Origin of the sequence: Streptomyces sp. NPDC088794, from assembly GCF_044750545.1 — a bacterium.
Classification (GTDB): Bacteria; Actinomycetota; Actinomycetes; order Streptomycetales; family Streptomycetaceae; genus Streptomyces.
Genome location: NZ_JBIVKB010000037.1, coordinates 17934 through 29704, shown reverse-complemented (window position 1 = coordinate 29704; position 11771 = coordinate 17934). Strand labels below are relative to the sequence as shown.

At 69.4% G+C, this 11771-nt stretch carries 7 protein-coding genes and 3 tRNA genes; 4 read left to right on the top strand and 6 right to left on the bottom strand.

Annotation, left to right across the window (positions count from 1 at the left end; all coding sequences use genetic code 11):
* Window positions 1-682: 682 nt before the first annotated feature.
* The 3 genes from ACIP6U_RS48435 to ACIP6U_RS48425 form a co-directional block, all read right to left on the bottom strand.
* Window positions 683-756, bottom strand: a tRNA-Ile gene (locus tag ACIP6U_RS48435).
* Between the two features lie 176 nt (window positions 757-932).
* Window positions 933-1008: transfer RNA gene (locus tag ACIP6U_RS48430), tRNA-Asn, on the bottom strand.
* A gap of 6 nt (window positions 1009-1014) precedes the next feature.
* Window positions 1015-1087 (bottom strand) — tRNA-Asn (locus tag ACIP6U_RS48425).
* A 158-nt stretch (window positions 1088-1245) separates the two neighbouring features.
* Here ACIP6U_RS48425 and ACIP6U_RS48420 point away from each other — a divergent pair.
* The 4 genes from ACIP6U_RS48420 (at window position 1246) to ACIP6U_RS48405 (ending at window position 6967) form a co-directional block, all read left to right on the top strand.
* Window positions 1246-1551 (top strand): YtxH domain-containing protein, encoded by a 306-nt coding sequence (locus tag ACIP6U_RS48420; protein ID WP_401729924.1) that lies wholly within the window; start codon window positions 1246-1248, stop codon window positions 1549-1551.
* 150 nt (window positions 1552-1701) lie between these two features.
* On the top strand, window positions 1702-3153 hold the full coding sequence (locus tag ACIP6U_RS48415) for an FGGY family carbohydrate kinase (protein WP_401729922.1): 1452 nt from the start codon (window positions 1702-1704) through the stop codon (window positions 3151-3153).
* A gap of 152 nt (window positions 3154-3305) precedes the next feature.
* Window positions 3306-5039: an ABC transporter ATP-binding protein gene (locus tag ACIP6U_RS48410; protein ID WP_401729921.1), complete on the top strand. Its 1734-nt coding sequence runs from the start codon at window positions 3306-3308 to the stop codon at window positions 5037-5039.
* On the top strand, window positions 5039-6967 hold the full coding sequence (locus ACIP6U_RS48405) for an ABC transporter ATP-binding protein (RefSeq protein ID WP_401729919.1): 1929 nt from the start codon (window positions 5039-5041) through the stop codon (window positions 6965-6967). Before ACIP6U_RS48410 ends, ACIP6U_RS48405 begins: the two co-directional genes overlap by 1 nt.
* Before the next feature lie 43 nt (window positions 6968-7010).
* On the opposite strand, the gene ACIP6U_RS48400 is transcribed toward ACIP6U_RS48405, so the two are convergent.
* The 3 genes from ACIP6U_RS48400 to ACIP6U_RS48390 all read right to left on the bottom strand — a co-directional run bounded on the left by ACIP6U_RS48400 (window position 7011) and on the right by ACIP6U_RS48390 (window position 11736).
* A complete protein-coding gene (locus tag ACIP6U_RS48400; protein ID WP_401729918.1) occupies window positions 7011-8309 on the bottom strand; it encodes an RNA polymerase sigma factor in 1299 nt (432 codons plus the stop codon).
* A 227-nt stretch (window positions 8310-8536) separates the two neighbouring features.
* Window positions 8537-10441: a DNA primase gene (dnaG, locus tag ACIP6U_RS48395; RefSeq protein WP_401729916.1), complete on the bottom strand. Its 1905-nt coding sequence runs from the start codon at window positions 10439-10441 to the stop codon at window positions 8537-8539.
* 29 nt (window positions 10442-10470) lie between these two features.
* The gene (locus ACIP6U_RS48390) at window positions 10471-11736 is read right to left on the bottom strand and encodes an NAD(P)/FAD-dependent oxidoreductase (protein ID WP_401729914.1); all 1266 of its coding nucleotides are present in this window, start codon (window positions 11734-11736) and stop codon (window positions 10471-10473) included.
* Window positions 11737-11771: the final 35 nt, after the last annotated feature.

Genomic DNA, 11771 nt, shown 5'->3' with positions numbered 1-11771 from the left:
TCGCCCACACGGCGGCCTCGGCGGCCAGACTCCCTACGAACGCCTCAAGCAGAAGACCGCACCCCAGGCGTAAACGATCATCGTCGGTTGCACACTGACACCGTACGAGGTTGCACCTGATGACCGCTTCGCGGCTGATGGGCGAACTGCTCTCACACGGGTTCCTCACGCGGGACGCGGACCGCCGCGGGCGGATCGGCGCACGGCTGTGGGAGCTGGGGACGCGGGCCTTGCCGACAAAAGAGACCCCCGACGACCCCGCAGGGCGGCTTCCTCTTCGGGCAGTTTCCGTGCCCCCGGCCTGCGAACCAGAGGCACCCGCATCCGCGCCGCCCTCGCTGCCGGCCCGGCATTCGACTGGCCGCGCCGAGGATGTCAGCCCCATGCCCACACAACAGGTAAACGGGACAGCGAATCAGCCCGGCGCCACCGTCGGCCAGGACCCGGCTCCGCCACCCCGGCCCCTGTACGGCCCCTGGGTTCTATCATCGGCCTCAAAGCAGCCGCCCGGACCCCGAGCGACACCCTCGATCATCTACTCAGCCGCAGGTCAGACGGGGTGGAACTCCCCGGAACGCCGTCGGCTTCCAAACCCCCGAGCAGCGGATTCAGTCCGTTCAGGCAAAGTTGACGATCCGACAGGACAAAATGAACGTTTCCGCAGGTCAGAGCCTTGCGCAGGTGGGGCGGGTGGGACTCGAACCCACGGCCGGCGGATTATGAGTCCGCTGCTCTAACCGGCTGAGCTACCGCCCCATAGCGGCGTGTCGCGCACACGTGTACGCACCGTCTGCCGCAGCATAGCCGCTCATACGATCTCCTGCTTCGGATGGTCGACTTCGCATGCCCTTGAGGACTCCGCTGTGACCTGCACGGTTCCTGCGGACATGAAAAAGGACCCCATCGGGGTCCTCGTTCACGTGGCTTCCAGGTGGCTCTCCCGACTGGACTCGAACCAGTAACCTGCCGGTTAACAGCCGGCTGCTCTGCCAATTGAGCTACGGAAGATCGAAGCTCCCCCGACTGGACTCGAACCAGTAACCTGCCGGTTAACAGCCGGCTGCTCTGCCAATTGAGCTACGGAGGAATGCCTCGTTGCATCGAACGTAGCTACCTGGGTATTCGCCAGGGGGCGGGCGCTCGCTGCGACACATACATTAGCGCAAGCAGGGGGGTGCTCCGCCAATCGATACTCCCCGGCACCTACGCCGCACCAGAGATCCACACGAGGGAAGGGTGGCCGCCATGCGCTACAAGCTCACGTTCGTCGCCGGGCTGACGCTGGGCTACGTGCTGGGCACGCGGGCCGGGCGCGAGCGTTACGAACAGTTGATGAAGTCCGCTCGCCAGGTCGCGCAGAACCCCGCCGTCCGCAACACCGCCGAGTCCGCCGCCCAACAGGGCCGCCAGTTCGCCGGCAAGGCGTACCACGCGGTCAGCGACAAGGTCGGCGACCGCGTCCCCGACTCGGTCGCGGAGCGCGTGCGCTCCCTGAGGGACCGCAACACCAACGGCGCAACTGGTGACGACTGGGGTACAAGCAATACATAACGGCACTTTTCAACGCCGCCTCTTCCCCACGTCCCCAAGGGGCGCGGGGAACTGCGCGACCAGCCACAACGGCGAGGCACCGGCCCATTCACAGGCACCCCTACGACGCGACGGCCAAACCCAGCGGAGCGATGCGGCAGAATTTTGGCCATGGGGATAGTCGCCGGGTTGGACAGTTCGCCCGATTTCACTCGCATCGTCGTCTGCGACGCAGACACGGGAGCCGTACTCAGGCAGGGGTATGCCCCGCATCCGGTAGACGGCGCCGAGGGCACGCGGCCCTCCGACATCGATCCACAGGCGTGGCTGCTGTCCCTCGGTGAGGCCGCCGGCGGCGGGCTGCTCGAAGGCGTGCAGGCCATCGGCGTGTCGGCCCAGCAGAACGCCGTGGTCCCGCTGGACTCGCAGGGCAACACCGTCAGACCCGCGATGGTCGGCGGCGACAAGCGCGCACAGGTCGCGGCGGCCGATCTGATCGACGCGCTCGGCGGCCGCGAGGCGTGGGCGCAGGCCGTGGGCTCCGTGCCGCAGGCCGCCCAACCGGTGACCAAGCTGCGCTGGCTGAACAAGACCGAGCCGGACAACGCCCTGCGCACCGCCGTCCTCATGCAGGCGCACGACTGGCTCGTATGGCAGTTGCTCGGGCGCCCGGTGCGCCGTACCACCGATCGTGGCGGGGCCTCCGGGACCGGGTACTGGTCGGCGGCCACCGGCGCGTACCGGCCCGATCTGGTCGAGCTGGCGCTCGGTCACCAGGTCATGCTGCCCGAGGTGATCGGGCCGGCGGAGGCGGCCGGTACGACGCCGGAGGGGCTGTTGATCTCCGCCGGGACCGGCGAGACCATGGCCGCCGCCTTCGGGCTCGGGATCGGGCTCGGGGACGCCGTCGTGTCGCTCGGCGCTTCCGGGTCCGTGATGGCCGTACACGGTGAGGCGCTGGTCGATCAGAGCGGGATGATCACCTCGCTGGCCGACGCGACCGGCATGCACCTGCCGGTCGTCACCACGCTGAACGCGGTACGGGCCCTGCGCGGGACCGCCGAGCTGCTCGGGCTGCCGGATCTGGAGAGCCTGTCGGAGCTGGCGATGAAGTCGACGCCGGGTTCGCACGGGCTGGTGCTGCTGCCCTATCTGGAGGGTGAGCGGACGCCGAACCTGCCGCACACCGCGGGAACACTGACCGGTCTGCGGCGCGAATCTATGCGTGCAGAACACCTCGCGCGGGCCGCCTTCGAGGGCATGCTGTGCGGGCTCGCCGACGCGCTCGACGTGCTGCGCGGGCGGGGTGTCGACGTACGGCGGATCTTCCTGCTGGGTGCGGCGGCCGAGCTGCCGGCCGTGCAGGTCGCGGCGCCGTCGCTGTTCGGCGCGCAGGTCGTCGTACCGCAGCCCGCGGACTACGCGGCGCTCGGTGCCGCCCGGCAGGCCGCCTGGGCGCTCGGGGTCACCCAGGGCACGCTCGACCGGCGCAACCCGCCCATGTGGCAGGGCGCGGCGGCGCAGGTGCTCGATCCCGGCGAGGATCTGGCCGTGGGACAGGCCGTGCGCCAGCAGTACATGTCGGTCCGCGAGCAGACGCACCCGAACGCTTTCCGCTCATGACTTCACGAGTCGGCAAAGGACAGCGCCCATAAGGCGGTAAAGCGCCCTGCTGTCGGCTTAATCGGTTGAGGTAACGCGGGTGGAGTGTTCGACGATAGGAGCCTGGGGCACGAAGCCCGCCCCGCCCCACCCGCCGATCCGAGAGACGTAGCGTGCTCATACGACTTCTGCGGACCTATCTCAGGCCCTACAGGAAACCCATCGCTCTGCTGGTGCTGCTGCAGTTCCTGCAGACCTGCGCCACCCTCTACCTGCCCACGCTGAACGCGCACATCATCGACAACGGTGTCGTCAAGGGTGACACCGGTTACATCCTCTCCTTCGGCGCCTTGATGATCGGCATCTCGCTGGTGCAGGTCGTGTGCAACATCGGGGCCGTGTACTACGGCGCCCGGACCGCGTCGGCGCTCGGCCGGGACATCCGGGCGGCCGTCTTCGACCGGGTGCAGTCGTTCTCCGCCCGAGAGGTGGGCCACTTCGGCGCGCCCTCGCTGATCACCCGTACGACGAACGACGTGCAGCAGGTCCAGATGCTGGCCCTGATGACGTTCACGTTGATGGTGTCGGCGCCGATCATGTGCGTGGGCGGCATCGTCCTGGCGCTCGGCCTGGACGTACCGCTGTCCGGGGTGCTGATCGCGGTCGTGCCCACGCTGACCATCTGCGTGACGTTGATCGTGCGGCGGCTGCGGCCGCTGTTCCGGGCGATGCAGACGCGGCTGGACACGGTGAACCGGGTGCTGCGCGAGCAGATCACCGGCAACCGTGTGATCAGGGCCTTCGTGCGCGACGAGTACGAGAAGGACCGGTTCAGGAAGGCCAACACCGACCTGACCGAGATGCAGCTGAAGACCGGCAACCTGCTCGCGCTGATGTTCCCGGTGGTCATGACCACGGTGAACCTGTCGTCGATCGCGGTGGTCTGGTTCGGCGCGCATCGCATCGACAGCGGCGGGATGCAGATCGGCGACCTGACCGCGTTCCTCGCCTATCTGATGCAGATCGTCATGTCCGTGATGATGGCCACCTTCATGTTCATGATGGTGCCGCGCGCGGAGGTCTGCGCCGAGCGCATCGAGGAGGTACTCGACACGGAGTCCAGTGTCGTGCCGCCGCTCGCGCCCGTCACCGAACTGCGCCGGCACGGCCATCTGGAGCTCCGCGGGGTCGGCTTCTGCTACCCGGGTGCCGAGGAACCCGTGCTGAAGTCCGTCGACCTGGTGGCACGGCCGGGTGAGACGACCGCCGTCATCGGCTCGACCGGCAGCGGAAAGTCCACCCTTCTGAGTCTGATCCCCCGGCTGGTTGACGCGACCGACGGTCAGGTCCTCGTCGACGGTGTCGACGTGGCGACGATCGACCCGGTGCTGCTGGCCAAGACGGTCAGCCTGGTACCGCAGCGGCCGTACCTGTTCGCGGGCACGGTCGCCACGAACCTGCGCTACGGCAACCCCGACGCCACCGACGAGGAGTTGTGGCACGCGCTGGAGGTGGCGCAGGCCAAGGACTTCGTGTCCGCCCTCGAAGGCGGCCTCGACGCACCCATCGCACAGGGCGGCACGAACGTCTCCGGCGGTCAGCGCCAGCGCCTCGCGATCGCCCGTACGCTCGTCCAGCGCCCGGAGATCTACCTCTTCGACGACTCCTTCTCGGCCCTCGACTACGCCACCGACGCGAACCTGCGCGCGGCGCTGTCGCAGGAGACCGCCGAGGCGACCGTCGTGATCGTCGCCCAGCGCGTGGCGACCATCCGGGACGCCGACCGGATCGTGGTCCTCGACGAGGGCCGGGTCGTCGGGACCGGCCGCCATCACGAACTGATGGCCGACAACGAGACCTACCGGGAGATCGTCCTCTCCCAGCTCACGGAAGCGGAGGCTGCCTGATGGCCGGGCCGATGGGGCGGATGATGGCCGGGGGCGGCCCAGATCAGCGCTCGATGGATTTCAAGGTGTCGGGCAAACGCCTGATCGCCCAGTTCAAACCGGAACGGCTCACCATCTACGCGCTGTTGACCTGTGTGGTCATCAGCGTCGGCCTGAACGTGATCGGTCCCAAGATCCTCGGTCAGGCCACCGACCTGGTCTTCGCCGGGATCATCGGCCGGGAGATGCCGGCCGGGGAGAGCAAGGCGCAGGTCCTCGCCTCGATGCGGGAGCGCGGCCAGGGCACGGTCGCCGACATGCTCCGCTCCACCGACTTCACCCCGGGCCAGGGCATCGACTTCGACGCCGTGGGCCGGGTGCTGCTGCTCGCGCTCTGTACGTTCCTGGTGGCGGGCCTGCTGATGGCGGTGGCGACCCGGCTGGTCAACCGGGCCGTCAACCGGACGATGTTCCGGCTGCGCGAGGACGTCCAGGCGAAGCTGTCGCGGCTCCCGCTGTCGTACTTCGACAAGCGGCAGCGCGGTGAGGTGCTGAGCCGGGCGACCAACGACATCGACAACATCGGGCAGACCCTCCAGCAGTCGATGGGCCAGCTCATCAACTCGGTGCTCACGATCATCGGCGTCCTCGCGGTGATGTTCTGGGTGTCGTGGCTGCTGGCGCTGGTGGCGCTGGTGACGGTGCCGCTGTCGTTCCTGATCGCCACCCGGATCGGCAAGCGCTCGCAGCCGCACTTCGTGCAGCAGTGGCGCACCACGGGCAAGCTCAACGCCCACGTCGAGGAGATGTACACCGGGCACACCCTGGTGAAGGTGTTCGGCCGGCAGGACGAGTCGGCGAAGCAGTTCGCCGAGCAGAACGACGCGCTGTACGAGGCCGGGTTCAAGGCGCAGTTCAACAGCGGTGTCATGCAGCCGCTGATGATGTTCGTGTCGAACCTCAACTACGTGCTGGTGGCCGTGGTCGGCGGCCTGCGGGTCGCCTCGGGCGCGCTGTCCATCGGTGACGTGCAGGCCTTCATCCAGTACTCGCGCCAGTTCTCGATGCCGCTGACGCAGGTCGCGTCGATGGCGAACCTGGTGCAGTCCGGCGTCGCCTCGGCCGAGCGGATCTTCGAACTCCTGGACGCGGACGAGCAGGAGGCCGACCCGATGCCGGGCGCCAAGCCGGCGGAGCTGCGCGGACGGGTCGCGCTTGAGCACGTGTCGTTCCGCTACGACCCCGACAAGCCGCTCATCGACGACCTCTCGCTCACGGTCGAACCCGGCCACACGGTCGCGATCGTCGGCCCGACCGGCGCCGGCAAGACCACGCTGGTCAACCTCCTCATGCGGTTCTACGAGGTCTCCGGCGGCCGCATCACCCTCGACGGCGTGGACATCGCCACGATGTCCCGGGACGACCTGCGCGCCGGCATCGGCATGGTGCTCCAGGACACCTGGCTGTTCGGCGGCACGATCGCGGAGAACATCGCGTACGGGTCCGCCCGCGAGGTCACCCGGGGCGAGATCGAGGAGGCGGCACGGGCGGCGCACGCCGACCGGTTCGTCCGTACGCTGCCCGACGGGTACGACACCGTGATCGACGACGAGGGCACGGGTGTCAGCGCCGGTGAGAAGCAACTGATCACCATCGCGCGGGCGTTCCTGTCCGACCCGACGATCCTGGTCCTGGACGAGGCGACGTCGTCGGTCGACACCCGCACGGAAGTGCTGATCCAGAAGGCGATGGCCAAACTGGCCCATGGCCGCACGTCGTTCGTGATCGCGCACCGGCTCTCCACGATCCGCGACGCGGACACGATCCTCGTCATGGAGAACGGCGCGATCGTCGAACAGGGCGCGCACGCGGACCTGTTGGCGGCGGACGGGGCGTACGCACGGCTGTACAAGGCGCAGTTCGCGCAGGCGGTGGCGGAGGTGGACTGAGTAGTCACCCGGTGTCAGGGTGCCGCTACGCGGCACCCTGAACTCAGTCCAGGTAGCCCCTCAGCTGATCCGCGAATGCGTGATCCCTCAGCTTGTTCAGGGTCTTGGACTCGATCTGCCGAATCCGTTCCCGCGTGACCCCGAAGATCCGCCCGATCTCCTCCAACGTCCGCGGCCGGCCGTCGACCAGCCCGTACCGCAGCTGGACAACCTTCCGCTCCCGCTCCCCCAACGTCGAGAGCACGGCCTCCAGATGCTCCCTGAGCAGCAGGAACGCGGCCGACTCGACGGGGGACGCCGCGTCGCCGTCCTCGATCAGATCGCCGAGGGCGACGTCGTCCTCCTCACCCACCGGCGCGTGCAACGACACCGGCTCCTGGGCGAGCCGCAGCACCTCGCTGACGCGCTCCGGCGCGAGGTCGAGGTGGTCGGCCACCTCCTCCGGCGTCGGCTCGTAGCCGCGCTCCTGGAGCATGCGGCGCTGGACGCGGACGACGCGGTTGATGAGTTCGACGACGTGCACGGGGACGCGGATGGTGCGGGCCTGGTCGGCGAGGGCGCGGGACATGGCCTGCCGGATCCACCAGGTGGCGTACGTCGAGAACTTGTACCCGCGCGCGTAGTCGAACTTCTCGACCGCCCTGATCAGGCCGAGGTTGCCCTCCTGGACGAGGTCGAGCATGGTCAGTCCGCGGCCGACGTAGCGCTTGGCGACGGAGACGACGAGCCGGAGGTTGGCCTCGATGAGGCGGCGCTTGGCCATCCGGCCGAGCACGACCAACCGGTCCAGGTCCAGGGCGAGTTGACTGTCCAGGTCGACGGCGGTGCTGAGCCTTTCCTCGGCGAACAGCCCGGCCTCGACCCGGCGCGCGAGGTCGACCTCCTCGGCCGCGGTGAGCAGGGAGATCCGGCCGATCTCCCGCAGGTACTGGCGGAACAGGTCCGAGGACGGCCCACTGGTGTCGGCGCGGCTGCTGCGGGGCGGCTCGGGTACTTCGACCGGTTCGGCGGCCTCAGGGCTCTCCAGCGCCTCGGCGGGCGGCTCGGCGGATTCCGCGGTCTCGGTCTCGGGGTGGTGCGCGACACGCGTCTGCGGGGGGACGGCGACGAGTACGTCGGTCTCCGCGTCCGGCTCTGTGCCGTCTGTGCTCTCGGTCTGTGTGAGGGTCTGGGTCTGCACGGGGGCGACCTCCAGGATGATCGCTGCCAGGGGGTACGGCAGCGGTTCTTCGGGGGCGGAGTCGACGGCCTCGCCGTTGTCCGTCCCGTACTCGATGAGCGGAACCGCGGGGGTCTGGGACCCGTATGGGACGGATCGGCCGCGCTCCGAGGACTCAGGCACCGGAACCCAGTGTGGAGTACGACACATCACCGCCACGAGGGGCGTGCGGTGACTTTTTGAGTCCGGTCCGTGACCGCGTGGTTACCCTCGCGAAGAACTCGGAAGCTTGTGTCCGCTCTGATCTGCCACGATTCGCGCGCCGACGCACTTCGCCCCGGCCCGGGGCCGGTTGTGCGAACAACCCGCGCTCAGGTGCCGGGTGCCCAGGAGCGCGCCGCCGAACCCCGCTAGAGGGCCCCGGCCCCCTGCTCCCGCAGCGCCTGGTCGTACTGCTGGAGAACCCACAGCTCGTTCTGTACGGCGGCCAGCTGGGCCGGGTCGCCGCCGGCGGAGAGGCGGGCCATCTGGGACTGGATGTCGCGGATCCGGCGTTCCACGGCTCGGCGGCGGACCCAGACGAGCTGCTCGCCCGCGTAGTTCTCGTCGACCGTGCGGCGCATGATCGCCTCGACGGCCAGCTCCGTCACCATCGCGCGGACGGCGTCGTCGGGAGCCGCCTCGCGGACGCGGACCAGGTACTCCTGGCCGTCCTGCATGCCGTACTCGGCGCCGCCCGCGTCCATCACGGCCTGGCGGACGGCCGCGTAGGGGACGGCGGTGAACTCGTCGATGCCGTACGCGTCGAAGGCCGGGGAGACCAGCTCGGGGCGTTGCAGGGCGAGTTTGAGGAGTTCGCGTTCGGTCGCGTAGACCGGGTTGCGGAGGTTGAGGGCCGGGCCGCCGGGCGCGGCGGCGCGGGGCGTCGCCTCGTACGGCTGCTGCCGGCCCCGGTCCGGCGCCGGGCCCTGGCCGCCGCGGTCGCGGGCCCAACGGGCCAGCTGGGCGATCCGCTTGACGACGAACTGGGTGTCGAGGATGCCGAGCATGCCGGCGAGCTGGACGGCCACCTCGTGCTGGGCGCCGGTGTTCTTGATGCGGGCGACGACGGGGGCGGCCTCGTCCAGGGCGGCCGCGCGGCCCGCGGGGGTGTCGAGGTCGTAGCGGACGACGATCTGGCGCAGCGCGAACTCGAAGAGCGGGGTGCGGGGTTCGACCAGGTCGGCGACCGCCTCGTCGCCCTTGGCCAGGCGCAGTTCGCAGGGGTCCATGTTGTCCGGCGCGATCGCGATGTACGTCTCGGCGGCGAACTTCTGGTCGTCCTCGAAGGCGCGCAGGGCCGCCTTCTGGCCGGCCGCGTCGCCGTCGAAGGTGAAGATCACGCGCGCGCTGCCGTTGTCCATCAGGAGCCGGCGCAGGATCTTGATGTGGTCGGTGCCGAAGGCCGTGCCGCAGGTCGCGATGGCCGTGGTGACGCCGGCCAGGTGGCAGGCCATGACGTCCGTGTAGCCCTCGACGACGACCGCGCGGGACGCCTTGGCGATGTCCTTCTTGGCGAGGTCGATGCCGTAGAGGACCTGGGACTTCTTGTAGATCGCGGTGTCGGGCGTGTTGAGGTACTTCGGGCCGTTGTCCGACTCGTAGAGCTTGCGGGCGCCGAAGCCGACGACCTCGCCGCCGATGTCGCGGATCGGCCACATCAGGCGGCCGCGGAAGCGGTCGATGGGCCCGCGGCGGCCTTCCTGGGCGAGGCCGGACAGGAGGATCTCCTTGTCGGTGAAGCCCTTGCCGCGCAGGAAGCGGGTGAGGTGGTCCCAGCCTTGAGGGCTGTAGCCGACGGAGAAGTGCGCGGCGGCGGCCTGGTCGAAGCCGCGCTCGGCGAGGAACGAACGGCCGGCGTCCGCCTCCGGGCTGGTGGCCAGCTGCTCCATGTACCAGTCGGCGGCGATCTTGTGGGCCTCGACCAGACGGATGCGCTCGCCGCGCTGGTGGGCGGGGTTGTAGCCGCCCTCCTCGTAGCGCAGGGTGATGCCGGCCTGCGCGGCGAGACGCTCGACCGACTCCGAGAAGGTGAGGTGGTCGACCTTCATCACGAACGTGATGGTGTCGCCGCCCTCCTGGCAGCCGAAGCAGTGGAAGAGACCCTTGCTCGGGCTGACCTGGAAGGACGGCGACTTCTCGTCGTGGAAGGGGCACAGGCCCTTGAGGTTGCCACCGCCCGCGTTGCGCAGCTGGAGGTACTCGGACACCACGGCGTCGATCGGGACCGCGTCCCGAACCGCCTTCACGTCCTCGTCGTTGATCCGTCCTGCCACGCGTGAATTCTACGGGGATGGACTGACACTCAAGGGACGAGGCTTTCGAGCGGAACGTGCGGGTCCGCCAACGACTCGGTGTTCACCTGGGTCTTCGAGCGGATCAGCTGCTGGATCGGGTCTGTGACGTCCCACACGTTCACGTTCATCCCGGCCAGCACGCGGCCCTCCTTGACCCAGAACGCGATGAACTCACGCTTGCCCGCGTCCCCCCGGATCACCACTTCGTCGTAGGAGCCCGGGGGCGCCCAGCCGGAGTACTCCATGCCGAGGTCGAACTGGTCGGAGAAGAAATAGGGCACGCGGTCGTAGGTGACGTCCCGGCCGAGCATCGCGCGGGCCGCCGCCGGGCCGCCGTTGAGGGCGTTGGCCCAGTGCTCGACACGCAGCGTGGTGTCGAACAGCGCGTGATGGAAGGCGGCCACGTCGCCGGCCGCGTGGATGTCGGGGTCGGAGGTGCGCAGCCGTTCGTCGACCGCGATGCCGCCGCCGTGCGCGCGGTCGGCGATCTCCAGGCCCGCCGCCTCCGCGAGGCCGGTGCGCGGGGCCGCGCCGATCGCGGCGAGGACGTCGTGCGCGGGGTGCTCCTCGCCGTCGTCCGTACGAGCCGCCAGGACCATGCCGTCCTGGCCGACGATCTCGGTGAGGCTCGCGCCGAAGTGGAAGCGCACCCCGTGCTCGCGGTGCAGCTCGGCGAAGAGATTGCCCAGTTCGGGGCCGAGCACGCCGTGCAGCGGGGTCGGCCCGTGCTCGATGACGGTGACCTCGGCGCCGTACTCCCGGGCCGCCGCGGCGACTTCCAGACCGATCCAGCCGGCGCCGGCGATCACGAGGTGGCCGTTGTCCCGGCCGAGGGCGGCCAGGACGCCCTTGAGGCGCTCGGCGTGCGCGAGCCGGCGCAGGTGGTGCACGCCGGCCAGGTCGGTGCCCGGGATGTCGAGGCGGCGGGGCTCGGCGCCGGTGGCGAGCAGCAGCTTGTCGTAGCGCACGAGCGTGCCGTCGCCGCCGAAGCGGACCGTCTTGGCGGTGCGGTCGATGGTGTCGACGGGCTCGCCGAGGTGCAGCTCGATGTCGTTCTGCGCGTACCACGCGGGCTCGTGCACGAAGACGCTGTCGCGCTCCTCTTTACCGAGGAGATAGCCCTTGGAGAGCGGCGGGCGCTCGTAGGGGTGGTCGCGTTCGTCGCAGATCAGTATCACCCGGCCGGTGAAGCCCTCCGCTCGGAGCGTCTCGGCCGCCTTCGCGCCGGCGAGCCCGCCTCCGACGATGACGAATGTCTGATCCGCGTCGACCACTTGATGCCTCCTCGTAACGGTGCCGCCACATGCGA

What these genes read in the sequence shown, in the direction of transcription:
- ACIP6U_RS48420 (WP_401729924.1), top strand. Translation starts at nt 1,246, where the DNA reads ATGCGCTACAAGCTCACGTTCGTCGCCGGGCTGACGCTGGGCTACGTG.
- ACIP6U_RS48415 (WP_401729922.1), top strand. Translation starts at nt 1,702, where the DNA reads ATGGGGATAGTCGCCGGGTTGGACAGTTCGCCCGATTTCACTCGCATC.
- ACIP6U_RS48405 (WP_401729919.1), top strand. Translation starts at nt 5,039, where the DNA reads ATGGCCGGGCCGATGGGGCGGATGATGGCCGGGGGCGGCCCAGATCAG.